Source organism: Xanthomonas sp. F4 (assembly GCF_011761895.1).
The window spans coordinates 570,347-594,618 of the sequence record NZ_JAASQX010000001.1 but is presented as its reverse complement, the minus strand read 5'-3'; the positions used below and the strand labels follow the sequence as shown (position 1 = coordinate 594,618).

27 protein-coding genes are annotated in these 24,272 nt (G+C 67.6%); 4 read left to right on the top strand and 23 right to left on the bottom strand.

Translation table 11 applies throughout. The features are described from left to right. Positions 1-73 precede the first annotated feature (73 nt). From FHR66_RS02700 to FHR66_RS02660, 9 genes are all read right to left on the bottom strand, one after another. Positions 74-358: a hypothetical protein gene (locus FHR66_RS02700; RefSeq protein ID WP_160967049.1), complete on the bottom strand. Its 285-nt coding sequence runs from the start codon at positions 356-358 to the stop codon at positions 74-76. 63 nt (positions 359-421) lie between these two features. After that, entirely contained in the window at positions 422-601 is a 180-nt protein-coding gene (locus FHR66_RS02695; RefSeq protein WP_167087308.1) for a hypothetical protein, read from the bottom strand. Between the two features lie 157 nt (positions 602-758). Beyond that, positions 759-1,067: a hypothetical protein gene (locus FHR66_RS02690; protein WP_160967045.1), complete on the bottom strand. Its 309-nt coding sequence runs from the start codon at positions 1,065-1,067 to the stop codon at positions 759-761. A gap of 22 nt (positions 1,068-1,089) precedes the next feature. Continuing rightward, on the bottom strand, positions 1,090-3,606 hold the full coding sequence (locus FHR66_RS02685) for a S9 family peptidase (protein ID WP_160967043.1): 2,517 nt from the start codon (positions 3,604-3,606) through the stop codon (positions 1,090-1,092). 100 nt (positions 3,607-3,706) lie between these two features. Further along, positions 3,707-4,327, bottom strand: a complete 621-nt coding sequence (gene gstA, locus FHR66_RS02680) for a glutathione transferase GstA (protein WP_160967041.1) — start codon at positions 4,325-4,327, stop codon at positions 3,707-3,709. 78 nt (positions 4,328-4,405) lie between these two features. Beyond that, on the bottom strand, positions 4,406-5,284 hold the full coding sequence (locus tag FHR66_RS02675) for a LysR family transcriptional regulator (protein WP_160967039.1): 879 nt from the start codon (positions 5,282-5,284) through the stop codon (positions 4,406-4,408). Between the two features lie 70 nt (positions 5,285-5,354). Beyond that, positions 5,355-6,341 (bottom strand): malate dehydrogenase, encoded by a 987-nt coding sequence (locus tag FHR66_RS02670; RefSeq protein WP_010340467.1) that lies wholly within the window; start codon positions 6,339-6,341, stop codon positions 5,355-5,357. Between the two features lie 36 nt (positions 6,342-6,377). Beyond that, positions 6,378-6,755, bottom strand: coding sequence for a glutaredoxin family protein (locus FHR66_RS02665; RefSeq protein ID WP_160967037.1), 378 nt, complete (start codon positions 6,753-6,755; stop codon positions 6,378-6,380). A gap of 90 nt (positions 6,756-6,845) precedes the next feature. Continuing rightward, the gene (locus tag FHR66_RS02660; RefSeq protein ID WP_048490063.1) at positions 6,846-7,340 is read right to left on the bottom strand and encodes a peptidylprolyl isomerase; all 495 of its coding nucleotides are present in this window, start codon (positions 7,338-7,340) and stop codon (positions 6,846-6,848) included. 199 nt (positions 7,341-7,539) lie between these two features. Here FHR66_RS02660 and typA point away from each other — a divergent pair, with 199 nt between their 5' ends. Next, complete coding sequence (typA, locus tag FHR66_RS02655; protein ID WP_160967035.1) at positions 7,540-9,369, top strand: translational GTPase TypA; 1,830 nt, start codon at positions 7,540-7,542, stop codon at positions 9,367-9,369. Between the two features lie 16 nt (positions 9,370-9,385). Further along, positions 9,386-9,868 (top strand): DUF2127 domain-containing protein, encoded by a 483-nt coding sequence (locus tag FHR66_RS02650; RefSeq protein ID WP_160967033.1) that lies wholly within the window; start codon positions 9,386-9,388, stop codon positions 9,866-9,868. 159 nt (positions 9,869-10,027) lie between these two features. Here FHR66_RS02650 and FHR66_RS02645 read toward each other — a convergent pair whose 3' ends face one another. After that, positions 10,028-11,191 (bottom strand): mechanosensitive ion channel family protein, encoded by a 1,164-nt coding sequence (locus FHR66_RS02645; RefSeq protein WP_160967031.1) that lies wholly within the window; start codon positions 11,189-11,191, stop codon positions 10,028-10,030. Positions 11,192-11,453: 262 nt separating this feature from the next. After that, positions 11,454-12,848 carry a class II 3-deoxy-7-phosphoheptulonate synthase gene (locus FHR66_RS02640; RefSeq protein ID WP_160967029.1) on the bottom strand — a complete coding sequence of 465 codons (1,395 nt, stop codon included), beginning with the start codon at positions 12,846-12,848 and terminating at the stop codon, positions 11,454-11,456. A 200-nt stretch (positions 12,849-13,048) separates the two neighbouring features. Here FHR66_RS02640 and FHR66_RS02635 point away from each other — a divergent pair, with 200 nt between their 5' ends. Beyond that, a complete protein-coding gene (locus FHR66_RS02635) occupies positions 13,049-15,178 on the top strand; it encodes a TonB-dependent receptor (RefSeq protein WP_160967027.1) in 2,130 nt (709 codons plus the stop codon). A 236-nt stretch (positions 15,179-15,414) separates the two neighbouring features. Further along, on the top strand, positions 15,415-16,305 hold the full coding sequence (locus tag FHR66_RS02630) for an alpha/beta hydrolase family protein (RefSeq protein WP_160967025.1): 891 nt from the start codon (positions 15,415-15,417) through the stop codon (positions 16,303-16,305). A 184-nt stretch (positions 16,306-16,489) separates the two neighbouring features. On the opposite strand, the gene FHR66_RS02625 is transcribed toward FHR66_RS02630, so the two are convergent. The 12 genes from FHR66_RS02625 to rplF form a co-directional block, all read right to left on the bottom strand. Further along, positions 16,490-17,002, bottom strand: a complete 513-nt coding sequence (locus tag FHR66_RS02625) for a disulfide bond formation protein B (protein WP_160967023.1) — start codon at positions 17,000-17,002, stop codon at positions 16,490-16,492. 199 nt (positions 17,003-17,201) lie between these two features. Next, positions 17,202-17,585: a 50S ribosomal protein L17 gene (rplQ, locus tag FHR66_RS02620; RefSeq protein ID WP_010340456.1), complete on the bottom strand. Its 384-nt coding sequence runs from the start codon at positions 17,583-17,585 to the stop codon at positions 17,202-17,204. Between the two features lie 198 nt (positions 17,586-17,783). Then, positions 17,784-18,782, bottom strand: a complete 999-nt coding sequence (locus tag FHR66_RS02615; protein ID WP_010340455.1) for a DNA-directed RNA polymerase subunit alpha — start codon at positions 18,780-18,782, stop codon at positions 17,784-17,786. A 51-nt stretch (positions 18,783-18,833) separates the two neighbouring features. Beyond that, positions 18,834-19,463 (bottom strand): 30S ribosomal protein S4, encoded by a 630-nt coding sequence (gene rpsD / locus FHR66_RS02610; protein ID WP_010340454.1) that lies wholly within the window; start codon positions 19,461-19,463, stop codon positions 18,834-18,836. Between the two features lie 14 nt (positions 19,464-19,477). Then, on the bottom strand, positions 19,478-19,870 hold the full coding sequence (rpsK, locus tag FHR66_RS02605; protein WP_003470632.1) for a 30S ribosomal protein S11: 393 nt from the start codon (positions 19,868-19,870) through the stop codon (positions 19,478-19,480). Between the two features lie 9 nt (positions 19,871-19,879). Next, on the bottom strand, positions 19,880-20,236 hold the full coding sequence (gene rpsM / locus FHR66_RS02600; RefSeq protein ID WP_160967083.1) for a 30S ribosomal protein S13: 357 nt from the start codon (positions 20,234-20,236) through the stop codon (positions 19,880-19,882). Between the two features lie 339 nt (positions 20,237-20,575). Next, on the bottom strand, positions 20,576-21,946 hold the full coding sequence (gene secY, locus FHR66_RS02595) for a preprotein translocase subunit SecY (RefSeq protein WP_160967021.1): 1,371 nt from the start codon (positions 21,944-21,946) through the stop codon (positions 20,576-20,578). A gap of 7 nt (positions 21,947-21,953) precedes the next feature. Next, positions 21,954-22,397 (bottom strand): 50S ribosomal protein L15, encoded by a 444-nt coding sequence (rplO, locus tag FHR66_RS02590; protein WP_010340451.1) that lies wholly within the window; start codon positions 22,395-22,397, stop codon positions 21,954-21,956. A gap of 6 nt (positions 22,398-22,403) precedes the next feature. Then, positions 22,404-22,595 (bottom strand): 50S ribosomal protein L30, encoded by a 192-nt coding sequence (gene rpmD, locus FHR66_RS02585; protein ID WP_010340450.1) that lies wholly within the window; start codon positions 22,593-22,595, stop codon positions 22,404-22,406. Then, positions 22,588-23,133 carry a 30S ribosomal protein S5 gene (rpsE, locus tag FHR66_RS02580; RefSeq protein WP_160967019.1) on the bottom strand — a complete coding sequence of 182 codons (546 nt, stop codon included), beginning with the start codon at positions 23,131-23,133 and terminating at the stop codon, positions 22,588-22,590. Before rpsE ends, rpmD begins: the two co-directional genes overlap by 8 nt. A 155-nt stretch (positions 23,134-23,288) precedes the next feature. Continuing rightward, positions 23,289-23,648, bottom strand: coding sequence for a 50S ribosomal protein L18 (gene rplR / locus FHR66_RS02575; RefSeq protein ID WP_160967017.1), 360 nt, complete (start codon positions 23,646-23,648; stop codon positions 23,289-23,291). An 87-nt stretch (positions 23,649-23,735) separates the two neighbouring features. Continuing rightward, positions 23,736-24,263: a 50S ribosomal protein L6 gene (gene rplF, locus FHR66_RS02570; RefSeq protein WP_160967015.1), complete on the bottom strand. Its 528-nt coding sequence runs from the start codon at positions 24,261-24,263 to the stop codon at positions 23,736-23,738. Positions 24,264-24,272: the final 9 nt, after the last annotated feature.

The window sequence follows — 24,272 nt, the reverse complement described above, 5'->3', positions numbered from 1 at the left end:
TGCCGCGATGCAATGGCAAGCATGCCATCGCAGCTGTTGACCGAGCGCGCCACGACACTACCGCAGCGGCGCGTCAGTTCGCGGCGTCCTTGGCAAGCCAGGCCTGCACCGGCGCGACCGTCTTGGCGAAGCTCTGGAACAGTTCTTCACGCATCAGTTCATCGTCGGGATACCCGAACCAATACTCCACTGCAATTTGCCCACCGCGACGTCGCACGTCGACAGAGTGAGTCTTCTTCTGACCGAGCGCAAACAATATCGGCACAGCGCCGTCCCACTTGCAATATGCGAAGTACCCCTCTGCGACCAACATCTTCACAAGTCGCTCGATCTCAACCACGTCATCGGCGCAATGCATGCATGGCTCCGTCACCGTTACCTAGCAACACTGCGAAATACCATCGACTCCGGACGAGCTTCGTCAGGCGCGCTCATCGACCGCACGCAGCAAGACGATGTTCACACAGTCTTCCGACTCAAGTACCCAACCCGCGGCAGGCGTGTCGATCATGATGCCTTCGCCGAACTCGGACCGAAACCACTCTCTTGAGGCGACGTCTTCTTCCGGCGGAAAGTCGCCAGTGCTGACGACAAAGAGCACTTGCGATGGGCGTTCGTCGTCATGCCACCTGACCAGGTCCCCACGACGCACGGGAATCGTTGTACCCGGATAGCAGGGTCTGGTCATGCCTTGCCTCACGCCTGAATCGAGCCGCGCCGCAACGCGGCGTCGGCTGGACGAATCGCCGGATGCGGCACTACTTCCCCGGCACCGTAAACGTCACCACCACATTCTTCGGCGCCTGCTCGAAGCGCGCGACCACCGAGGCCTTGCTGAGTTGCACGATCTGCTCCAGCGGCTTGTGCGGGACGCCCTGGAAGTTGATCGCGACTTGGTCCAGGGCGCCGTTTTTCCAGTTGAAGCCGACCTGGGGCTTGCTGCCGACCGACGCTTCCAGGTCGGCAGCCACCTTCCGCGAATGCGCGTACGCATCCTTCACCGTGTCGACCACATCGCATGCCGTGAGCGCCAGGAACAGCGGCGCCAGGAACAGGATCGATCGCATCGTACGCTCCCGGACCGCCCAGCTACTGCTTCTGCACCGCCGCGCTCGCCGCCGACGCCGCCCGCGGCGGCGCCTGCTTCACGTAGCGGTCGAACCACTCCAGCATTTCCGCCACCACGTCCTCGTTGGACTCGCGCGCGGTGTACCAGTGCGGTTCGAACGGCAGCAGCACCAGCCGCGCGGTGCCGCCGAGGCCGCGGATGGCCTGGAACATGCGCGGGGCCTGGGTGGTCTCGGTGCCGGGATTGGCGTCGTCCATGCCGTGCACCAGCAGCAGCGGTTCGTTGATCTTGTCGGCGTGGAAGAACGCCGAGGCCTGCGCGTACACCTCCGGCGCGGCCCAGAACGAACGCCGCTCGTTCTGGAAGCCGAACGGGGTCAGGGTCTTGTTGTAGCTGCCGCTGGTGGCCACGCCGGCGCGGAACAGGTCGGTATGCGCCAGCAGGTTGGCCGCCATCAGCGCGCCGTGGCTATGCCCGGTGACGCCGATGCGGTCGCGGTCGACCACGCCCAGCGCCACCGCCTTGTCCACCGCCGCCTGTGCATTCTCCACCAGTTGCTGCAGGTAGGTGTCGTAGGCGGTCTTCGGGTCGCCGACGATCGGGAACGCGGCATCGTCGATGATCGCGTAGCCGGCCAGCAGCAACAGTTGGTAGGAATGCAGGCGGGTGAAGTCGCGGTCGTTGGCACCGCTGACCTGGCCGGCCTTGGAGGCATCGGCATAGTCCAGCGGATAGGCGTAGAGGATCGCCGGCACCCGCGTGCCTTCCTTGTAGCCGGGCGGCGTGTACAGGGTGAAGGACAGTTCCACCCCGTCCTTGCGCTTGTAGGTCACCAGGCGTTTCTGGATCTGCCGCACCACCGGGGTCGGGTCGGGGAAGCGGGTCACCGGTGCCAGGGTGGAGGCGACCACTGCCTCGCCGGCCGCCGCGGCCGGCTGCGCCTGGCCCAGCGTGCGCAGGTACACGTTGGGCGGGTCGCTCGGCGACTGCCGCCAGGTCAGCAGGCGGCTGGTGTCGTCGCCGGCGAATCCGGCAAAGGCTTCGTCGACGTCGGCGCCGCTGCGGAACAGGCGCTGGGTCTTGCCGCTCGCCAGGTCGTAGCGGTCCAGGAACGGCCGGTCGCCGGCCGGGGTGGCGCCCTGTCCGCTCAGGAACAGCGCGCCGTTGTCCTCGCGCAGCACGTACTCGCCGTTTGGCAAGCGACGCAGCTCGGGCGTGCCCGGATCGGCGTACAGATCGTCGGTGGACAGGTCGAACAGCACCCGTCCGGCGCTGCCGGGGCGGTCCGCGTCCAACAGCGTGGTGCGGCGCCAGTGGCGGTTCTCGTCGTACTCGTCCAGCAACACCTGCCCACCCTGCGCGAACCAGCTCAAGCCGGCGTAACGCTGGGTCACCTTGGCCAGTTCGCGCGGCTTGCCGGTGAACGGCGCCGACAGGGTCAGCAGCTTGTCGCGGGCAGGAACGCTCGTCTTCCAGTCGCCGCCGTCCAGCGCCTCGGCCCAGACCAGGGTGGCCGGCTGGTTGGAACGCCAGCCGTAGGCACGCGGCCCGGTCGGCACGCCATGCACCGGCACCCGGTCGGCCACCGGCAGGTTGGCCAGCACGCGCTCGCTACCGTCGGCCAGGTCCAGCACCGCCACGTCGTGGGCGAAGCGGCCGTAGGTGGTGACGTAGGAATACGGGCGCTGCAGGCGCTCCACGCGCACGTGGCGGCCGTCCGGCGCGCCGTCGACCACCGAGTACACCGCCGGCTTGCCGATCGTGCGCAGTTTGCCGCTGGCGGCATCCACGGTGACCAGCTGCGAAGTGGCGTAGTAGGTGAACTGGGTCTCGTCCTCGGGGCTGGACAGGGTGTCGCGGGCCTCGTAGGTGCTGCTCTCGCCCTTGCCGCGGATCGCTTCCTTGACCTCCGGCCCCGGCGGCACCGCCGCCTTCACCGGCGCCGGGCCCAGATCCTGCGGCACCGTGCGCACCAGCAGCGTGTCGCTGCCGCCCAGCCACTGGATCTCGCCGCCCAGCACCGGGTTGAGCTGCACGCCGTCGATGCGGCGCACTGCGCCGGTGGCGACATCGCCCAGCCACAGTTCGACGCGGTCGGCCGCGGTGTTGTTGAAGGCGAAGCGGCGCCCGTCCGGCGACCACACCGGTTGTGCCGGACAGGCGCCGGCCGGCAGGGTCACTGGGGTCTGCTTGCCGCTGGCCACGTCGACTAGGCTGAAGCCGTCCAGGCAGGCGCGGATGCCGTAGCCGTTGGACATGTCGTGGCGCGCATGGGTGCGCGGCTCCACGCGTACCCCGGCCAGTTTCAGGTACGGCTCGGCGACGCGCGCGATCGGCGGGTAGGCCTGGCGCTCCACCAGCAGCAGGGTGCGCCCGGTCGGGTCCAGCCGCGGCGACGGATTGAGCGGCGCGCGCATCACGCCCAGCAGCGGCTCGGGCGGTTGCCGGTACCCGCTGTCGGCGGTGGCGGCATGGGCGGCAACAGGCAACGCACTGGCGAGCGCCAGCGCGCCGATCCAGCGGAACGGCATGAGCATGATCGAAACCCCCTTTCGAATGGCCCCGGCAACGTAGCACGGCCGCCGCGCAGCGGCCGAGCGCCGAAGGTCATGCCCGGCCGGACCGCGCCGCCCCGGCTCAGGACGGCGCCAGCGCCTGCTCGGCGGCCAGCGCCGCCACCACGCTGGGACGCTGCGCGATGCGCGCCGTGTAGGCGGCCAACGCCGGATGCGCGTCCAGCGACAGGCCGAACCGCGGCAGCCAACCGAGTACGGTGAACAGGTAGGCATCGGCCACGCCGAAGCGCTCGCCGAGCAGGTACGGCCGCGCGCTTAGCGCGGTCTCGGCATGGCCATAGCGCTGCAGCAGGCGGGCGGCGACCGCGGCGCGCCGCTCCGGCGCCAGCCCGGCATCGAACAGCGGCACGCTGCCGGCATGCAGTTCGCTGTTGATGAAGGCCAGCCACTCGTACAGGCGATAGCGCGGCAAGGCGCCTGCCTCCGCCGGTGGCACCAATGCCGCCTGCGGACAGCGGTCGGCCAGGTACAGCAGGATCGCCGGCCCCTCGGTCAGCACCTGGCCGTCGTCCAGTTGCAGCGCGGCCACATAACCCTTGGGATTGATCGCCCGGAAATCCTCGCCATCGGCAGTACGCTTGCTGCGGTTGTCCACCCGCACCAGCCGGAACGGCAACTGCAGTTCGCGCAGCACGATGTGCGGCGCCAGGGAGCACGCGCCAGGAGCGGCATAGAGGTGCATCGGAACGGTCTCGCAGGAACACCGGACAATCGGCGCGCGCAGTGTGCGCGGCACGGGGCCTGTCGAGAAACAAGAATGTCAGGGCGCGCCAGTAGCGCTGCTAATGGCTTCGTCCAGGAACCCGCGCAGTTGCAACGCGGCCGGTGCCACGTGTGCAGCAGCGACCAATGCGAAGCGGCGCTGCAACCGCGGCTGCAACGGCAGGACCTGCACGCCGTCGCGCGCGGCCGGCAGCACCGACGCCGGCAGCAGGCTGGCGCCCGCGCCATCGCGCACCAGGGTCCAGGCGCTGGACCAGTCGCGCACCTGCAGGCGCAGGTCGGCGATCGCCAGTCCCTCACGCTCGGCCAGGCGCTGCGCATGCAACCAGCAACCGCCGGTAGCCAGTACGAACGGTAGCGCCAGCAGCTCCGTCAGGGCGATGTCGCGCGCCTGCGGACGCGCCAGCGCTGGCGGCAGCACTGCCAACCATTCGTCCGTGCCGAACACCGTGGCATCGCGCTCCGGCGCCGGATCCAGCACCACGCCCAGGTCGATGTTGCCGGCCGCCAGCCAGGCCTCGACCTCTTCGTCGCTGCCTTCCAGCCAGACCACGCCTGTGTCCGGATGCGCCCGCTCGAACGCGCGCAGGCGCGGCGCCAGCCAGGGCCGCGACGACGCGAACCCGGCCACCCGCAGCGACGGCGCGGCGGGCGCACATTGCGCCCTGGCCAGCGCCTGCACGTGCGCCAGCTCGCCCAGCATCGCCCGCGCATGCTCCAGCGCGCGCGCTCCGAACGGCGTCGGCTGGATCCGCCCGCGCTCGCGCAGCAGCAGCGCTGCGCCCAGCACATGCTCCATCTGCGCGATGGCCTGGCTGGCGCCGGACTGGGTGATGCCGCAGCGCGCGGCGCCTGCGCTGATGCTGCCGCACTCGACGACGGCGACGTACAGCCGCCAGTGGATCAGATTCATCATCTCGGTCTTCCCACAACGCGAAACGCCGGGCGGGGCCCGGCGTTCCGTGACGACGCGATCGCGGTGGCGATCAGCCCAGCAGGTGGGCCACGCCGCTGCGCTCTTCTTCCAGTTCGGCCAGGGTCTTGTCGACGTACTTCTGGCTGAAGTCGTCGATCGGCAGATCCTTGACGATGGTGTACTTGCCGTTCTCGGTGGTGACCGGGAAACCGAAGATCACGCCTTCCGGGATGCCGTAGGAGCCGTCGGACGGCACGCCCATCGTCACCCACTTGCCGTTGCTGCCCAGCACCCAGTCGCGCACGTGGTCGATGGCGGCGTTGGCGGCCGAGGCGGCCGAGGACAGGCCGCGCGCTTCAATGATCGCCGCGCCGCGCTTGCCCACGGTCGGGATGAAGGTGCCGGCGTTCCATTCCTGGTCGTTGATCGCATCGGCGATGGAGGCGCCGTCGGCGGTGGCGAAGCGGTAGTCCGGGTACATGGTCGGGCTGTGGTTGCCCCACACCACCAGCTTCTCGATGCCGCCGACCGGCTTGCCGAGCTTGAGCGAGAGCTGGCTCAGCGCGCGATTGTGGTCCAGGCGCAGCATGGCGGTGAAGTTCTTCGGGTTCAGGTCCGGCGCCGACTTCATGGCGATGTAGGCGTTGGTGTTGGCCGGGTTGCCGACCACCAGCACCTTGACGTCGCGCTTGGCCACCTTGTTCAGCGCCGCGCCCTGCGCGGTGAAGATCTTGGCGTTCTCCAGCAGCAGGTCCTTGCGCTCCATGCCCGGGCCGCGCGGGCGCGCGCCGACCAGCAGGGCGATGTCGGCATCCTTGAACGCGACTTCGGCGTCGTCGGTGCCGACCATGCCGGCCAGCAGCGGGAACGCGCAGTCTTCCAACTCCATCATCACGCCCTTCAGCGCGGCCTGGGCCTTCTCCATCGGCAGTTCCAGCAACTGCAGGATCACCGGCTGGTCCTTGCCCAGCATTTCGCCGGAGGCGATACGGAACAGCAGGGCATAACCGATCTGGCCGGCGGCGCCGGTCACGGCAACACGAACGGGTGCTTTCATGGGGGATTCCTCTGCTAAGAAAGTGGGTGGGGTGGATCAGTAGACGCGATAGCCCAGCGGCTGCAGGTGCAGGTCCAGGGCGGCGGTGTCGTAGCCTTCGACCACGTGCTGGCCGATCACGGTGATTGGCACGCCTTCCAGGCCCAGCGCGGCGGCGGCCTGGCGGCCGGCCTCCTGCTCCACGTCCAGGACCGTGTAGCGGACCTGGGCGCGGGCGAAATCGGCCTGTTGCCGGCGGCAGTAGCCGCACCAGTCGGCGGCGAGCATGACGATGCCGTCGTCGCCGGTCAGCAGGCGCGGGTCGCCGGCAGCCAGTGCGGCCGACGGTGCCGAGGCCGCACTGCGCCACCACGCGTGCACGCCGCCGCCGATCACGAGCAGCAGCAGGCACAACACAAGGGGGCGCATCGTCATCGGCGGTCGGGTGCGGCAATCAACCGGGAAATGGTAGCACGCAGGGTCTGCGCGCCCGGCCGCAGGACCGGACGCGCGGACAGCGCCGGATCAGGCGTCGAGCGTGCGGTTCCACTCGGCGACGCGGTCGGCCTTGGCCGCCAGCACCGCGTCGGCGTCGCCTTCGATGGTGATCTTGTTGATCACGTCGCCCTGGGCGACGCTGTCGACCACATCCAGGCCCTCGAGCACCTTGCCGAACACGGTGTGCTTGCCGTCCAGCCACGGGGTGGCGGTGTGGGTGATGAAGAACTGGCTGCCGTTGGTGCTGGGGCCGGCATTGGCCATGGACAGCACGCCGCGGTCGTGGCGCACGCCGTTGTTGGTCTCGTCCTCGAAGCGGTAGCCCGGGCCGCCGCGGCCGGAGCCTTCCGGGCAACCGCCCTGGATCATGAAGTCGGCGATCACGCGGTGGAAGTTCAGCCCGTCGTAGAAGCCGCGCTTGGCCAGGTTCACGAAGTTGGCCACGGTCAGCGGGGCCTTGTCGGGATACAGCTCGATCTTGATCGGGCCGCGGGCGGTGTCGAAATGGGCGATCAGGGACATGGGATTCCTTGGAAACGGGGGCGTCATGAGGGGCGCATAGGATACACGGCGCCTTGTTCAGGCTTCGCCCGCGCCCGCCGCCGGCGCCTGAACGGGCCTGCCCGGCCTGCCGCCGCCGGGCGCCGGCAGGCGCCACGGGATCCGGGTATACTAGGTGGCTTCCTTTCCTTCCTTCTGGCGCCGGCTGGCCCCCTTTCGCATGTCCATCGAAAATCTTCGCAATATCGCCATCGTCGCCCACGTCGACCACGGCAAGACCACCCTCGTCGACTGCCTGCTGAAGCAGTCCGGCACCCTGTCCGAGCGCACGGTGCTGGCCGAGCGCGTGATGGACAGCAACGACCAGGAAAAGGAACGCGGCATCACCATCCTGGCCAAGAACACCGCCATCACCTGGCAGGGCAACCGCATCAACATCGTCGACACCCCCGGACACGCCGACTTCGGCGGCGAGGTGGAGCGCGTGCTGTCGATGGTGGATACCGTGCTGATCCTGGTCGACGCGATGGACGGCCCGATGCCGCAGACCCGCTTCGTGACCCAGAAGGCGTTCGCGATGGGCTTCAAGCCGATCGTGGTGGTCAACAAGATCGACCGTCCCGGCGCGCGCCCGGACTGGGTGATCGACCAAGTGTTCGACCTGTTCGACAAGCTCGGCGCCACCAACGAGCAGCTCGACTTCCCGATCGTCTACACCTCGGCGCTGAACGGCTACGCCTCGCTGGACGACAGCGTGCGCGACGGCGACATGACCCCGCTGTACGAAGCGATCATGCGGCACGCGCCGAAGCCGGACGTGGACCCGGACGGCCCGTTCCAGATGCGCATCAGCCAGCTGGACTACAACAACTTCGTCGGCGTGATCGGCATCGGCCGCATCCAGCGCGGCGTGCTGAAGAAGAACATGCCGGTGGCGGTGATCGACCGCGAAGGCAAGAAGCGCCAGGGCAAGGTGCTGCAGGTGCTGGGCTTCCTGGGCCTGGAGCGCATCGAGCAGGACAGCGCGCAGGCCGGCGACATCGTCGCCATCTCCGGTATCCAGGAGCTGACCATCTCCGACACCGTGTGCGCGCTGGAGGCCCCCGAGGCGCTGCCGCCGCTGACCGTGGACGAGCCGACCATCTCGATGACCTTCCAGGTCAACAACTCGCCGTTCGCCGGCAACAAGGACCTGTCCGGCGGCAAGTTCCTGACCAGCCGCCAGCTCAAGGACCGGCTGGAGCGCGAGACCGTGCACAACGTGGCGCTGAAGGTCCAGCAGCTGGAAGACGCCGACAAGTTCCTGGTCTCCGGCCGCGGCGAGCTGCACCTGTCGGTGCTGATCGAGAACATGCGCCGTGAGGGCTTCGAGCTGGCGGTGTCGCGCCCGGAAGTCATCATCAAGGAGATCGACGGCAAGCTGATGGAGCCGGTCGAGCAGTTGGTGGTGGACATCGAGGAACAGCATCAGGGCGGCGTGATGGAAAAGCTGGGCACCCGCAAGGGCCAGCTGAAGAACATGGAGCCGGACGGCAAGGGTCGTGTGCGCCTGGACTACATGATCCCGGCGCGTGGCCTGATCGGCTTCCAGAACGAGTTCCGCACCCTGACCCAGGGCTCGGGCCTGCTGTTCCACGTGTTCGACCACTACGGTCCGAAGGAACAGGGCGCCATCGCCAAGCGCCAGAACGGCGTGATGATCGCCAACGCGCCCGGCGCCACCCCCGCCTACGCGCTGGGCCCGCTGGAAGAGCGCGGCCGCCTGTTTGCCGCCGAAGGCGACAACGTGTATGAAGGGCAGCTGGTCGGCATCCACTCCAAGGACAACGACCTGACCGTCAACGCGATCAAGACCAAGCCGCTGACCAACATGCGCGCCTCGGGCAAGGACGATGCGATCAAGCTGACCCCGGCGATCAAGTACACGCTGGAACAGGCGCTGGACTTCATCGAAGATGACGAGCTGGTCGAAGTCACCCCGAAGGAGATCCGCTTGCGCAAGAAGCACCTGACCGAAAACGAGCGCAAGCGCGCCGGTCGCGCGGGCTAAGCGGCAGCGCACGCCTATGGCCGCCGACAAGGCGTACAACCCGGATCCGCACGCGCATCCGGGCCTGCACCTGATCGCACTGCTGGAGGCCGGCAAGGGCCTGCTCGCGGTGTTGGCGGCCACGGGGCTGGAACTGATGGGTCCAGCCCCGCTGCGCGCGGGGGTGGACAAGCTGATCGTGCGCTTCAGCCTGGATCCGGACCACGGTGCCCTGCCCTCGCTGCTGACCATGATCAGCCCCGGCGCGGTGCACCTGGCCGCCGCCGGCATGCTCGCCTACGGCGTGCTGCACATCATCGAGGCCTGGGGCCTGTGGCGCGCCAAGGCCTGGGCCTCGCTGCTGGGCTGCATTTCCGCGGCCATCTACCTGCCGTTCGACGTCTACGCGATCGTGCGCCACCCTGGCTGGGCCTCGTGGGCGGTGCTGGCGATCAACCTCGCCGTGGTCGGCATCCTGGCCCGCGATCTGGTGCGGCGCCGGCGGCATCCTTCGGCCTGAGCTGCGCCGGCGCTGCAACGGCGCCGGCATCTTTGAAGTGATAGGCACCTACCGGTCACCGGTGCGCAGTTGCGTCCCCGCCACACGGCCGGCGCCGTTCACTGCAACGCAAGAGGACCCTGCCCAAGGCGCATCGACCCTGCCGCGGGCCGCCAGCAATCAGCGCGACGCACGCGCCTCATCCGCTGCGGCATTCACTGCCGGCGCCCCATCCTCCGCACCGGGCGAACGCATCGCATCGGAGTCGCTGGCGCGTATCGGCGGATGTGACAGCCGCACCGGCTCCGGCGCCACTTCGGCGCGCAGCAGCGGCAAGGCGTAAGGGTGCTCGCGCACCAGGAAGTCCAGCATGCGTTCGCGCACGATGCAGCGCAGGTCGAAGGCATCGCCGGAGTTGCGCGCGCTGACCAGCAGGCGCACCTGGATCGTGCGCTCGCTGGTATCGGTCACCTGGGTCACGCAGACCCGTCCGTCCCATAGCGGCTCGCTCTTGCAGATCCGCTCCAGCTCGGCGCGCACCTGCGCGATCGGCGTGCGGTAGTCCAGCCACAGGAACGCGGTACCAAGCAGGTCGGCGCTGCTGCGCGTCCAGTTCTGGAACGGGTTTTCGATGAACCAGGTCAGCGGTACCACCATGCGCCGCTCGTCCCAGATCCGCACCACCACATAGGAACTGCCGATCTCCTCGATGCGGCCCCACTCGCCTTCGACGATGACCACGTCGTCGAGCCGGATCGGCTGGGTCAGCGCGATCTGCAGGCCGGCGATCAGGTTGCCGAACACCGGCTTGGCGGCGATACCGGCGACCAGGCCGATGATGCCGGCCGAGGCCAGCAAGGTGGTGCCGATCTGCCGCACCGCCGGGAAGGTCAACAGGACGATCGAGGTGCCCAACAGGATGATCGTGCCCATCACCACCCGCGCCAGCACCCTGGTCTGGGTCTGCACGCGGCGCGCGGTGAGGTTGTCCGCCACCTCGATCGGATGGCTGCGCAGGATCGCCGTTTCCAGCGCCGCCACGCCACGCACCAGCAACCAGGTCACGCAACCGATCATGCCGATGTGCAGCAGGTGCTGCAGGTCGGTCAGCGCCTTCTCGTCCAGCGGCGTGGATTCGAGCGCGAAGCTGAGCATCAGCATCGGCAGCAGGAAGGCGACCGGCACGCTGACCACGCGCACGATGCGCGCACGCCGGTAGTCGCGGCCGCGCATGCGCTGGGCGATGCGCAACAGCAGCCACCAGGCCAGGAAGCCGAGAATCAATGCGGCGCCGATCGGCACCGTGTAGGCACGCCAGGGCACCCAGTGAAGATCGAGGGTCAAGTTGCGCTCCTTTGTTGGGGGGAGGAGTCGCGACAGTCTGGCAGTGCGGGGATTAGCGCGATGTCGAGCACGCACGGTGCGGCGCCGGGCAATGGCAGCCGCAGCAGGCGCGTGTGCGCACGATTCTGCGAAATGGGCTGCCAGTTGCAGCGCGACGCCGCCACGCGCAGTGCATGCAGATGTCATGGCCCCGCACAGGTCTGTGCCAGCGCCAGCGCAGCACCGACGCGCACACTGCGCGACGGCGCATGACGCCAATCGACTACGCGAGCGGCGTGGCGACGTGGCGCCCGCTCTGCTTGCGCACGATCGCCATCGCGATCTCCAGCGACTGCTCGTAGTTCAGCCGCGGATCGACGCTGGAGCGGTAGGCGCGCTCCAGGTCGCGCTCGGTCAGTTCGCGCGCGCCGCCGGTGCACTCGGTGACGTCCTCGCCGGTCAGTTCCAGATGCACGCCGCCCAGGCGGGTGCCGGCCGCGGCGTGGATGTCGAACGACTGCTCCACCTCGCCCAGGACGTTCTGGTAGCGCCGGGTCTTGTAGCCGTTGCTGGTGCTCTCGGTGTTGCCGTGCATCGCATCGCACACCCACAACACGCGGCGGCCGTCGCGCTTCACCGCGTCCAGCAGCGGCGGCAGCTTCTCGGCGATCTGCGCCGCGCCCATGCGGTGGATGAAGGTCAGCCGGCCCGGCTCGTCTTCCGGATTGAGCACGTCGATCAGCCGCAGCAACTGGTCCGGCTGCGCCGACGGCCCGACCTTGATCGCGATCGGATTGCGGATGCCGCGGAAATACTCCACGTGCGCGCCGTCCAGCGCCGCGGTGCGCATGCCGATCCACGGATAGTGCGTGCTGAGGTTGAACCAGCCCCACTGCCGCGGCACCTCGCGGGTCAGCGCTTCCTCGTAGGGCAGCAGCAAGGCCTCGTGCGAGGTGTAGAAATCGACGCGATTGAGGTTGTACAACTGCGCGCCGGAGAGGGTTTCCATGAAGCGCACCGCATCGCCGATCGAGGACACCATCTTCTGGTAGTCGTCGGCCAGCGGCGAACAACCGACCCAGCTCAGGTTCCAGTACTCGGGATGGTGCAGGTCGGCGAACCCGCCGTCGATCAGCGCACGCACGAAGTTCATGGTCATCGCCGAACGCGAATGCGCGGTGATCATGCGCCGCGGATCCGGCACCCGTGCCTGCGCGGTGAACTCCGGGCCGTTGACCACGTCGCCGCGGTAGCTGGGCAGGGTCACGCCATCGCGGGTCTCGGTATCGGCCGAGCGCGGCTTGGCGTACTGCCCGGCGTAGCGACCGACCCGCACCACCGGCAGGCGCAGGCCGTGCACCAGCACCAGGCTCATCTGCAGCAGCACCTTGAGCCGGTTGGAGATGGTGCCGGATTCGCAATCGCTGAAGTTCTCCGCGCAATCGCCGCCCTGCAGCAGGAAGCGCTTGCCTTCCTGTGCCTCGGCCAGCTGCTTCTTCAGCGCGAAGATCTCCCAGGAGGTCACCAGCGGCGGCAACTGCCGCAACTCCGTCAGCGTGGTCTCCAGCGCCTGCGGATCCGGATACACCGGCATCTGCAGCGCCGGCCGCTCGCGCCAACTGGCGGGCGACCAGGAGGACGAGGCGGATTCGGACACGGCGGCGGCGGACAGATTCATGAAAGGACTCCTTGGCAGTGTGCGATGTTCGCAGAGCCGGGGCGCGCCGCATAGCGCCGCACGCCGATCACGCTGGCAGCGCCGCGACATGAATGGCAAGCAACACCGCGACGCCACCATGACTTCCGGCCTACGCCGGCGTTTTTGCGAAAGCACACTGTTATTAAGTAACAATTCCTTTCCCTTTGGTCCGCCTCGCCATGACACGTCGCCCCCTCTCCTCCGCCATCGCCCTGGTCCTGCTGGTCGCCCCCGGCCTCGCCCTCGCCGCAGACAGCACCGCTGCCGCCGAACCGACCGTCGATCTCGATCCGGTCACCGTCACCGCCAAGCTGGAAGCCGCGCGCAACGCGCTGTCGCCGGACATCGGCAGCAGCCAGTACGCGATCACCGCCGAGGACATCGCCCGCCTGCCGCTGGGCGCCTCCACCCCGCTCAACCAAGTGCTGCTGCAGGCGCCGGGCGTGGTCCAGGATTCCTACGGCGGCATCCATGTGCGCGGCGACCACGCCAATCTGCAGTACCGCATCAATGGCGTGATGATTCCCGAATCCATCTCCGGCTTCGGCCAGACCCTGGACCCGCGCACGATCAAGAACATCCGCCTGCTCGACGGCGCGCTGCCGGCGCAGTTCGGCGACCGCACCGCGGCGGTGGTCGACATCACCACCAAGAACGGCGTGGAACTGGGCAACGGCGGCAGCGTCGGCATCACCGGCGGCTCTTACGGCACGCTCAATCCCAACGCCTCGTGGTGGGGCAGCGACGGCCGCTTCAGCTGGTTCGCCAGCGGCAACTACCTGCAGAACCGCATCGGCATGGAAAACCCGACCGACAGCGACAACCCGATCCACGACAAGACCCACCAAGGCAAGGGCTTCGCCGACCTCAGCTACCTGCTGAACGAGAACACCCGGCTCAGCCTGCTGGTCGGCTACGCCAACAACCGCTTCCAGATCCCCAACAATCCGGGGCAGACGCCGGCGTTCACCTACTTGGGCAACAACAGCTTCGATTCCACGCAGCTCGACGAGAACCAGCGCGAGAACACCCGCTTCGGCACCCTGGTGCTGCAGGGCGCGCTCGGCGACACCAGTTACCAGTTGTCGGCCGGCCAGCGCTACAGCAGCGTCGCGTTCTCCCCGGACATCGCCGGGGACCTGATCTTCAACGGCATCGCTTCGCAGGTGCAGCGCGCCAACCGCGCCAGCACCCTGCAGGCCGACTTCTCCACGCCGTGGGGCAGCACCCACACCTTGCGCTACGGCGTGTACGGCAACTTCGAACACGCCAACGCCAGCAACAACGCCTACGTGTTCCCGGCCAACGACGACGGCAGCCAGAGCAGCGACGTGCCGCTGTTCATCCCCGACGGCAGCCGCTTCCACGCCAGCACCTACGCGGTGTACCTGCAGGACGAATGGCAGCCGAGCGATGCCTGGACCATCAACTACGGCGTGCGCGGCGATCGCTACAAGGCCTTCGGTACCACCGAGGGCCAGCTCAGCCCGCGCCTGGGCGTGGTCTGGCATGCCAGCGACAGCACCACCCTGCACGCCGGCTATGCGCGCTACTTCACCCCACCGGCCACCGAGCTGATCTCCACCAGCGACATCGCCCTGTACGACGGCACCACCAACCAGCAGTCGGCGGCGGGCGGCCCGACCAAGCCGCTGAGCGAGCGCAGCGACTACTACGACCTGGGCATCTCGCAGATGGTCGGCGACCACCTGACCCTCGGCCTGGACACCTACTACCGCAAGGCCGACCGCCTGCAGGACGAAGGCCAGTTCGGCGCCGCCTACGTCTACTCCACCTTCAACTACCGCTACGGCCGCATTCGCGGCGCAGAGTTCAGCGCCGACTACAGCAACGGCCCGATCAACGCCTACTTCAACGCGGCCTACAGCAAGGCCATGGGCAAGCAGGTAATGACCAGCCTGTACAACTTCGACCCGGATGCGCTGGCCTACGCCAACGATCACTGGATCCACCTGGACCACGACCAGAAGCTGACTTCCTCCGGCGGCATCAACTACGCCCTGGCCGAGGATAGCCACGTCGGCGCCGACTACCTGTTCGGCAGCGGCCTGCGCACCGACGCCAACGGCGTGCCCAACGGCGGCGAGCTGCCGGCGTACTTCCAGCTCAACCTCAGCGCCGGCCACGACTTCGCCCTGGCCAGCAGCCACCCGCTGCACGCGCAGCTGGCCGTGCTCAACGTGCTCGACCGCCACTACCAGTTGCGCGACGGCGGCGGCATCGGCGTGTTCGCGCCGCAGTGGGCGCCGCGCCGTGGCGTCTACCTGAGCCTGCAGCAGGACTTCTGAGCAGGCGCGGCGATCGCCTGCGGCGTGCCACCCGGCGCACCGCAGGCCTCGCGCCGCAAGACGTGACGGGTCCGGCTTTTGCCGCGGCCCGTCCGGCACCACAGCGAAGCCGCACGCTGCGTCGTGGCCGTGGCTTCGCCCCCGCCCGAGGGAGGCGTCCCATCACGTCATCCCCCCGTGCTCCGGACCGCCGCCACGACGCGTTGCCATGCATCCCGTCCAGGCAGGTCTCGCGCATGCTCAAACACCTGTTCGCCACCATCGTCGCGGCCACCATTCTCGCCATCGCCGCACCGTCGACGGCACACGCCGAAAGCGTCACCGACTTCCGAATGCCGGTCGTCGTGCAAGGGGTCGACTACGATCTCGCCGCCCGCGTGTATCGCCCCGCGGGCCCCGGCCCATTTCCGCTGATCGTCATCCATCACGGCACTCCGGCGGACAAGCGCAAGCTGGCCGACACCCGCCTCGGTTTCGCCCGCGCCGCGCGCTGGTTCGCCGCCCGTGGCTACATGGTGGTGCTCGCCTTACGGCCTGGCTACGGCAGTTCCAGCGGCACCTATCTGGAAGGCGCCGGCAACTGCCACGATGCCGATTTCGTCGTCGCCGGGCGCAAGATCGCCGCGGCCGAAACGGCGATTGTCGACGCCGCCGCACGCCTTCCCGGCGTGGACCCGCAGCGCATCGTGGTGGTCGGCCAGTCCGCCGGCGGTCTCGGCGCGGTGGCCCTGGCCGATGCGCCGCCGCCGGGCGTGCGTGGCGTCATCAGCTTCGCCGGCGGGCGCGGCAGCAATGGCAAGGAGGTCATCTGCGCCGGCGAGGACCGCCTGGTCGAAGCAGAAAAGACCCTCGGCGCGGCCAACACACTGCCGCAACTGTGGCTGTACGCCGCGAACGATCACTTCTTTCGGCGCGACCTGGCGCACCGCATGTATGCGGCCTACCGCGCCGGCTCGACGCCGCCGGTGACCTTCGTCGATCTGCCGACCTTCGGCGACGATGGCCACAAGACCTTCGCCCAGGCCGATCCGTCGGTGTGGGCCAGGCCGGTGGCGGCGTTCCTGGCCCAGGTCGTCCCGCAGGCTACAAGCGCGCAGGCGCTGCCACCGGCCAGCGCGGCGCTTTGAGGCAGACAGGCGAGAGAGCGGATCGCCAATCGGGGGGACAGCACATCAGGACGTTGCCCAATCGAATGGACAACGTCGTGGCACGGCGGCGTGCGTCCGCTCCACCCATCTCGGCGTCAAGCAGCGCTGACGCCAATCGCCGGGCACGATAAGGCTTCGCGATCAGCGCGCAGTGGGGGAACCGTCAGATCAGCGTGCGCCGCCGGCTCTTGAAGCCCGCATACAGCGCGAACACCGCCAGCAACACGAAGCAGATCAGGCACCACATCGGCATCGACAGGCCGAGGAAGCGCCAGTCGATGTTGCCGCAGTCGCCGGTGCCGGTCAGCACCCGGCGCAGCACCTCGAACGGCCCCATGGTCTCGCGCAGGAAGCTCAGCGGCGGGCCGCAGGACGCCATCGGGTCCGGGAACAGCTGCACCGAGACGTGCTTGGTGGAGATGCCGGCGCCCACCATCGCGGCCAGGAACGCCAGGACGCCGTAGAGCTTGCGCCCGCCAGCGCTGCGCGGCCCGTGCAGGGCGCCGAGCAGGAACAGCACGCCCAGCGCCGCGAACGCGATGCGCTGGAAGATGCACAGCGGGCACGGCTCGATGCCCAGCCGGTATTGCACGAAAATCGCATAGCCCAGCAAGCCGGCGCAGATCAGAAAGCCGAGCAGGAACTGCGCGCGGAAACCCCAGCGTAACGGATTCATCGGACTCGAACTCGCATCGACGATCCGCGCATTATCCGCGATCGTGCGCCCCATCACCATGTGTCATGGCGCTGGTGGTCGCCCTCGCCCGCACGGCGAGCGCGCGCTCCCAATCCCCAATCGCGACTCCCCAATCCCGGCCCCAACAACAAAAAAGCCCGGACATGCCGGGCTTCTTGCTGCTGCAGACGCGAACCGATTACTCGGCCACTTCCTCGGCCACGGCCGGGCGATCGACCAGTTCGACGTACGCCATCGGCGCATTGTCGCCGGCGCGGAAGCCGCACTTGAGGATGCGCAGGTAGCCGCCCGGGCGCGCCTGGTAGCGCGGGCCCAGCGTGGTGAACAGGGTGCCGACCGCTTCCTTGTCGCGCAGGCGCGCGAACGCCAGGCGGCGGTTGGCGACGTTGTCGACCTTGGCCAGGGTGATCAGCGGCTCGGCGACGCGGCGCAGTTCCTTGGCCTTCGGCAGGGTGGTCTTGATCAGTTCGTGCTTGATCAGCGACGCCGCCATGTTCTTGAACATCGCTTCGCGGTGGGCGCTGGTGCGGCTGAACTTGCGGCCGGATTTCTGGTGACGCATGGGTTGGGATTCCTATGGAAGAGTGTGACTGTTGGAGATCGCTGTCGCCGTCGTGGCGTTGAAAGTGGACTGCGGATGGTCCCTGCCGGCCGTCCCTGACCGGGCGACGCCGCGGGCTTTGACCCGTCGACGTGGTGGTGCGGATGACGCGAACGACATGCGGCCGATGCCTTGCGGCACCGGCCGGATGCGCAAAACTCAGCCGAGCATGCCGTGCTGGGCGACGCCGGCCGGCGGCCAGTTCTCCAGCTTCATGCCGAGCGACAGGCCACGCTGGGCCAGCACTTCCTTGATCTCGGTGAGCGACTTCTTGCCCAGGTTCGGGGTCTTGAGCAGCTCGACTTCGGTCTTCTGGATCAGATCGCCGATGTAGTAGATGCTCTCGGCCTTCAGGCAGTTGGCCGAACGCACGGTCAGTTCCAGATCGTCGATCGGACGCAGCAGCACCGGATCCACGCCGTTGCTGGCCGGCTTGGCCGCGCCACGGTCGCGATGGGTGAAGTCGCCGAACACCGACAGCTGGTCGCTGAGGATGTCGGCGGCGGTGCGCACGGCTTCCTCGGCATCGATCGTGCCGTTGGTTTCGATGTCCAGGACCAGCTTGTCCAGGTCGGTACGCTGCTCGACGCGCGCCGATTCGACCGCGTAGGCGACGCGGCGCACCGGCGAGAACGAGGCGTCCAGGACCAGGCGACCGATGGTGCGGGTCTCTTCGTCCGGACGGCGACGCGCGGCGGCCGGCTGGTAGCCGAAGCCACGCTCGATCTTCAGACGCATGTTGATCGCCGTGTCCTTGGTCAGGTGGCAGATCACGTGGTCGTTGTTGAGGATCTCGACGTTGTGGTCGGTCTTGATGTCGGCGGCAGTGACCGTGCCCGGACCCTGCTTGGACAGCGACAGCGTGGCGCTGTCACCGGTATGCATGCGGATGGCCACGTCCTTGAGGTTCAGCAGGACTTCCAGCACGTCCTCCTGCAGCCCTTCGACCGTGGTGTACTCGTGCAGCACGCCGTCGATCTCGACTTCGGTGATCGCGAAGCCGGGAATCGAGGACAGCAGCACGCGACGCAGGGCATTGCCCAGCGTATGCCCATACCCGCGCTCCAAGGGCTCGATCACGACCTTGGCGCGGTTGTCGGTAAGGCGTTCGATCTGCGGCCCACGGGGGCGCAGAACCTGGTTGGCGGTAACCGTCATGTTGCGGGTTCTCCTGACGAGCCTCCGTGGACCGGAGGCTCTCCGATGTGATTACTTCGAATACAACTCGACGATCAGCGCTTCGTTGATGTCGGCAGGCAGGTCCGCACGGTCCGGCACGGCCTTGAAGATGCCGCTGAACTTCTTCGAATCGACCTCGACCCACGACGGGTTCAGGTCGTGCGTTTCGGCAACGGTCAGCGCTTCCTGCACGCGAAGCTGCTTCTGCGCCTTTTCCGACAGGGCGATCGCGTCGCCGGCCTTGACCTGGTACGAGGCCAGGTTCACCGACTTGCCGTTGACCAGCACGCCACGGTGCGACACCAGCTGGCGCGCGGCCGGACGGGTGACGGCGAAGCCCATGCGGTAGACGACGTTGTCCAGGCGGGTTTCCAGCAGCTGCAGCAGGTTCTCGCCGGTGTTGCCCTTCTTGGTCGAGGCCTTCTTGTAGTAGTTGCGGAACTGACGCTCCAGCAGGCCGTAGATACGCTTGACCTTCTGCTTTTCGCGCAGCTGGGTGGCGTAGTCGGACAGCTTGCCCTTGCGGGCAGTCGCGCCGTGCTGGCCGGGCTTCTGCTCCAGCTTGCACTTGGAGTCCAGCGCACGCGCCGGGCTCTTGAGGGAAAGATCGGCGCCTTCGCGGCGCGCGAGCTTACAGGTAGGACCGATATAACGAGCCATTTCTTATCGCTCCTTTAGACGCGACGCTTCTTCGGCGGACGGCACCCGTTGTGCGGGATCGGCGTCACGTCGATGATGTTGGTGATCTTGTATCCGACGTTGTTCAACGAACGGACGGCGGACTCGCGACCCGGACCCGGGCCCTTGATGCGCACTTCCAGCGACTTCACGCCGTAGTCGAGCGCAGCGCGCCCGGCCTTCTCGGCGGCAACCTGCGCCGCGAACGGCGTGGACTTGCGCGAACCGCGGAAACCGGCGCCACCGGAGGTCGCCCAGGACAACGCATTGCCCTGACGGTCGGTGATGGTCACGATGGTGTTGTTGAACGAAGCGTGGACGTGGGCGACACCGTCGGTGACGACGCGCTTGATCTTCTTCTTGGTCTTTGCTGCTGCGGGCTTAGCCATGTCGGTCCCTTACTTCCTGATCGCCTTGCGCGGGCCCTTGCGGGTGCGGGCGTTGGTACGGGTGCGCTGACCGCGCAGGGGCAGGCCACGACGGTGACGCAGGCCGCGGTAGCAGCCCAGGTCCATCAGTCGCTTGATGGCGATGCCGATTTCGCGACGCAGGTCGCCTTCGACGATGTACTTGCCGACTTCGAGACGCAGGCGCTCGATTTCCGGCTCGGACAGGTCGCGGATCTTGGTGGTCGAGGTCACGCCTGCGGCTTCGCAGACCTTCTTCGAACGGGTACGGCCGATGCCGTAGATGCTTTGCAACCCGACCCAGACGTGCTTCTGGGCTGGCAGGTTGACGCCTGCAATACGCGCCATGACGCGGTTCTCCAACTGAGTGATGGCCCGACGGCGCACCACGGCGCCATCCGGCAGGATGGATCAAAAAGTGAACTTGTAAGTCTAGCAAGGTCTCGGGTTACATGGAAGCCTGCGGAACCTGAGGTTCCGCAAGCCCGGCATGGGGAGTGTGCCCATGCTCCGGCGCCGGACGTCGTTGGCGAGGCGATGTGTCCACCTTGCCGCCCGCGCTACTCCAGCGCAGGACCACCACGTCTCACCCGCGCACGAGACCGCTGCACGGGCCGCCCTTCAAGTCGGAAGACTGCGCCCGGGAACCGGGGGCGTCTTCGCGGAAGGATTCAAACAGTATAGCAATCAACCGCGGGCAAAACCGCCGCCGCGCGAGCCACCCTTGAGGTTGGCCTTCTTCAACAGGCTTTCGTACTGGTGCGACATCAGGTGCGCCTGGATCTGCGCGATGAAGTCCATCACCACCACGACCGCGATCAGCAGCGAGGTGCCACCGAAGTGGAACGAGGTGCCGAGCTGGGCGCGCATCACTTCCGGCAGCAGACACACGATCACCAGGTACACCGAGCCGGCCGCGGTCAGGCGGGTCAGCACGCCGTCGACGTAGTCGGCGGTGGCCTTGCCAGGACGGATGCCCGGAATCAGCGCGCCGGACTTCTTCAGGTTGTCCGCGGTTTCCTGCGAGTTGAACACCAGCGCCGTGTAGAAGAACGCGAAGCCGATGATCAGCGCAGCGAATACGATCATGTGCACCGGTTCGCCGGGACCGAGCGCATTGGCGATGCGCTGCAGCACGCTGCCGAAGGTGCTGTTGGAGGCGGCCTGGCCCGACCACATCGACAGCGTCGCCGGGAAGGCGAGGATGCTCGAGGCGAAGATCGGCGGGATCACGCCGGCCATGTTGAGCTTCAGCGGCAGGAACGAGGTCTGGTTCATGTACGCGTTGCGACCGCCCTGGCGGCGCGCGTAGTTCACCGTGATCCGTCGTTGTCCGCGCTCGACGAACACCACGAACAGGGTGAAGGCGAGGATGGTCAGCACGATCAGCAGCAACGCGATGAAGCTCAGGTTGCCGTCGCGGAAGGACTCCACGGTCTGGATCGCCGCCGCCGGCAGGCCGGCGACGATGCCGGCGAAGATGATCAGCGAGACGCCGTTGCCGATGCCGCGCTCGGTCACCTGCTCGCCGACCCACATCAGGAAGATGGTGCCGGCGGTCAGCGCGATCACCGCGGTGAGCACGAAGCCCATGCCGGGGGCGTACACCACCGGCGCGCCGCCCGGTGCGGTCTGGTTCTGCAGCGCCAGGGCGATACTGCCGCCCTGCACCACCGCCAGCAGCACCGCGCCGATGCGCGAATACTGGGTGATCTTGCGTCGGCCCGACTCGCCTTCCTTCTGCATCGCCTTCAGCGACGGGAAGATGTGCGTGGCCAACTGGATCACGATCGATGCCGAGATGTACGGCATCACGTTCAGCGCGAAGATGCTGAAACGGTGCAGGGCGCCGCCCGAGAACATGTTGAACATGTCCACGATGCCGCCGCCCTGCGCCTGCATCAGCGCAAGCATGGCTTCGGGATTGACGCCCGGCACCGGCACGTAGCAGCCGATGCGATAGACGATCAATGCGCCGAGAACGAACAACAGGCGCTGGCGAAGTTCCGTGAACTTGCCGAGCCCGCCGCCGAGGTTACCCATGCCAGCCTGCGCCATCTGCGTGTTACTCCTGCACGCTGCCGCCGGCAGCTTCGATTGCCGCCTTGGCACCGGCGGTCGCGGCGACACCCTTCAGCACGAACTTCTTGGTCAGTTCGCCCTTCAGGACCACCTTGGCCTTCTTCGCGGTGCTCGGGACCAGCTTCGCGGCGCGCAACGCAGCGAAATCGATCTCGCCGGCCGGCAGGTTGTCGAGCTGGTAGGACAGCACTTCGGCAGTGTCCTTGGCCATCTTCGAACGGAAGCCGATCTTCGGCAGACGGCGCTGCATGGGGGTCTGGCCGCCTTCGAAGCCAGCCTTGATCTTGCCGCCGCCCTTGCGCGCGAACGAACCCTTGTGGCCGCGGCCGGCGGTCTTGCCCAGGCCGGAACCGATGCCACGACCGACGCGGGTGCGCTCGGTGCGCGCGCCCGGTGCGGGCTTCAGATCATTCAGATGCAAAGTCATGGTCGATTACTCCTCAACCTGGACGAGGTACTGAACCTTGTTGATCAGGCCGCGCACTTGCGGGCTGTCCTTCAGTTCGCGCACATCGTTGAGCTTGTTCAGGCCCAGGGCACGCACCGACAGGCGGTGACGCGACTGGGTACCACGCAGGCCGCGCACCAGGCGCACCTTCACCGTCTTGGTGGATTCATTAGCCATGGGTCAGATCCTCCACCTTCTTGCCACGCTTGGCCGCGATACGCGACGGCGACTGCATGTCTTCCAGGCCGCGCAGGGTCGCGCGCACCAGGTTGATCGGGTTGCGCGAACCGACGGCCTTGGCCAGCACGTTCTTCACGCCCACCGCTTCCAGCACGGCGCGCATCGCGCCGCCGGCGATCACGCCGGTACCTTCCGAGGCCGGCATCATGAACACGCGCGCCGCGCCGTGGCCGGACTTCACCGGGTGCCACAGGGTGCCGTTGTTCAGATCGATGTTGAGCATGCCCTTACGCGCATACTCCATCGACTTCTGGATCGCGACCGGCACTTCGCGCGCCTTGCCGTAACCGAAGCCGATCTTGCCGTTGCCGTCGCCGACCACGGTCAGCGCGGTGAAGGTGAACTGGCGACCGCCCTTGACCGTCTTGCTGACGCGGTTGACCGCGACCAGCTTCTCGATCATGCCGTCGTCGACTTTCTCTTCGCGGTTGCGGTCGCGATCACGACCCCGCGGTGCACGCTGTTCTTCAGCCATTGTGATGCCCTTGATAGAGGAAAAGATTTACGGCTTCGTTGCCGCTTGGAGTTGTGGTCTGGAGCCGTGTTCCCCGGGCGCGCGCAGAAGGCGCGCCAAGGTCCGATGCAACCCGCATCGACGGGACGGGCGCGGCAGTGCCGCACCCGCAAGGATCAGAACTGCAGGCCGCCTTCGCGCGCGGCGTCGGCCAGCGCCTTGATGCGGCCGTGGTAGCGGTAGCCCGAGCGGTCGAAGGCGACCTTCTCGACGCCCGCGGCCTTGGCGCGCTCGGCGATCAGCTTGCCGACCTTGGCGGCGGCGTCGCTGTTCTTGCCGTTCTTCAGGCCGTCCTTGACGTCGGCCTGCAGGGTGTTCGCCGCGGCGAGCACCTTGGAACCGTCGGCGGTGAAGACCTGCGCGTACAGGTGCTGGCCGGTGCGCAGCACCGACAGGCGGGCGACGCCGAGCTCGCGGATGTGAGCGCGGGTCGACTTGGCGCGACGCAGGCGGGCGATGTTCTTGTTGATGGTCATGTCTGTGTCCTACGGAAGCTGAAGGAAGCGAGGCGTTCGTGGGGAACTCGGCCTCGCAAGGCCGGACTCCTGGCGGAAGAACCTGGCTTAGGCCTTCTTGGCTTCCTTGCGAATGATGGCTTCACCGGCGTACTTCACACCCTTGCCCTTGTAGGGCTCCGGCGGACGGAAACCGCGGATCTTGGCGGCGACTTCGCCGACGCGCTGCTTGTCGGCGCCCTGCACCAGGATCTCGGTCTGCGTCGGCGCGGTCAGGGTGATGCCCTCCGGCGCGACGAACACGATCGGGTGCGAGAAACCGAGCGCCAGGCTCAGGTCCTTGCCCTGCATCGTGGCGCGGTAGCCGACGCCCACCAGCTCGAGCTTGCGCTCGAAGCCCGCGGACACGCCCTGCACCATGTTCGCCAGGATGGCGCGGACGGTGCCGGTGATGGCGATGTGCGACGGATCGTTCGCCGACAGCGTGGCGACACCGTTTTCCTGCTTGATTTCGACACCGGCCGGCTTGGCCAGCGACAAGGTGCCCTTCGGGCCCTTGACGCTGAACTGATCGGCCTGGACGGTGAGTTCGACGCCCTTCGGGAGGGAGATCGGCTTCTTGGCTACGCGGGACATGTGAGTGCT

What these genes read in the sequence shown, in the direction of transcription:
- FHR66_RS02700 (WP_160967049.1), bottom strand. Translation starts at nt 358, where the DNA reads ATGCATTGCGCCGATGACGTGGTTGAGATCGAGCGACTTGTGAAGATG.
- FHR66_RS02690 (WP_160967045.1), bottom strand. Translation starts at nt 1,067, where the DNA reads ATGCGATCGATCCTGTTCCTGGCGCCGCTGTTCCTGGCGCTCACGGCA.
- FHR66_RS02685 (WP_160967043.1), bottom strand. Translation starts at nt 3,606, where the DNA reads ATGCTCATGCCGTTCCGCTGGATCGGCGCGCTGGCGCTCGCCAGTGCG.
- gstA (WP_160967041.1), bottom strand. Translation starts at nt 4,327, where the DNA reads ATGCACCTCTATGCCGCTCCTGGCGCGTGCTCCCTGGCGCCGCACATC.
- FHR66_RS02675 (WP_160967039.1), bottom strand. Translation starts at nt 5,284, where the DNA reads ATGATGAATCTGATCCACTGGCGGCTGTACGTCGCCGTCGTCGAGTGC.
- FHR66_RS02670 (WP_010340467.1), bottom strand. Translation starts at nt 6,341, where the DNA reads ATGAAAGCACCCGTTCGTGTTGCCGTGACCGGCGCCGCCGGCCAGATC.
- FHR66_RS02665 (WP_160967037.1), bottom strand. Translation starts at nt 6,755, where the DNA reads ATGACGATGCGCCCCCTTGTGTTGTGCCTGCTGCTGCTCGTGATCGGC.
- FHR66_RS02660 (WP_048490063.1), bottom strand. Translation starts at nt 7,340, where the DNA reads ATGTCCCTGATCGCCCATTTCGACACCGCCCGCGGCCCGATCAAGATC.
- typA (WP_160967035.1), top strand. Translation starts at nt 7,540, where the DNA reads ATGTCCATCGAAAATCTTCGCAATATCGCCATCGTCGCCCACGTCGAC.
- FHR66_RS02650 (WP_160967033.1), top strand. Translation starts at nt 9,386, where the DNA reads ATGGCCGCCGACAAGGCGTACAACCCGGATCCGCACGCGCATCCGGGC.
- FHR66_RS02640 (WP_160967029.1), bottom strand. Translation starts at nt 12,848, where the DNA reads ATGAATCTGTCCGCCGCCGCCGTGTCCGAATCCGCCTCGTCCTCCTGG.
- FHR66_RS02635 (WP_160967027.1), top strand. Translation starts at nt 13,049, where the DNA reads ATGACACGTCGCCCCCTCTCCTCCGCCATCGCCCTGGTCCTGCTGGTC.
- FHR66_RS02630 (WP_160967025.1), top strand. Translation starts at nt 15,415, where the DNA reads ATGCTCAAACACCTGTTCGCCACCATCGTCGCGGCCACCATTCTCGCC.
- FHR66_RS02625 (WP_160967023.1), bottom strand. Translation starts at nt 17,002, where the DNA reads ATGAATCCGTTACGCTGGGGTTTCCGCGCGCAGTTCCTGCTCGGCTTT.
- rplQ (WP_010340456.1), bottom strand. Translation starts at nt 17,585, where the DNA reads ATGCGTCACCAGAAATCCGGCCGCAAGTTCAGCCGCACCAGCGCCCAC.
- FHR66_RS02615 (WP_010340455.1), bottom strand. Translation starts at nt 18,782, where the DNA reads ATGACGGTTACCGCCAACCAGGTTCTGCGCCCCCGTGGGCCGCAGATC.
- rpsD (WP_010340454.1), bottom strand. Translation starts at nt 19,463, where the DNA reads ATGGCTCGTTATATCGGTCCTACCTGTAAGCTCGCGCGCCGCGAAGGC.
- rpsK (WP_003470632.1), bottom strand. Translation starts at nt 19,870, where the DNA reads ATGGCTAAGCCCGCAGCAGCAAAGACCAAGAAGAAGATCAAGCGCGTC.
- rpsM (WP_160967083.1), bottom strand. Translation starts at nt 20,236, where the DNA reads ATGGCGCGTATTGCAGGCGTCAACCTGCCAGCCCAGAAGCACGTCTGG.
- secY (WP_160967021.1), bottom strand. Translation starts at nt 21,946, where the DNA reads ATGGCGCAGGCTGGCATGGGTAACCTCGGCGGCGGGCTCGGCAAGTTC.
- rplO (WP_010340451.1), bottom strand. Translation starts at nt 22,397, where the DNA reads ATGACTTTGCATCTGAATGATCTGAAGCCCGCACCGGGCGCGCGCACC.
- rpmD (WP_010340450.1), bottom strand. Translation starts at nt 22,595, where the DNA reads ATGGCTAATGAATCCACCAAGACGGTGAAGGTGCGCCTGGTGCGCGGC.
- rpsE (WP_160967019.1), bottom strand. Translation starts at nt 23,133, where the DNA reads ATGGCTGAAGAACAGCGTGCACCGCGGGGTCGTGATCGCGACCGCAAC.
- rplR (WP_160967017.1), bottom strand. Translation starts at nt 23,648, where the DNA reads ATGACCATCAACAAGAACATCGCCCGCCTGCGTCGCGCCAAGTCGACC.
- rplF (WP_160967015.1), bottom strand. Translation starts at nt 24,263, where the DNA reads ATGTCCCGCGTAGCCAAGAAGCCGATCTCCCTCCCGAAGGGCGTCGAA.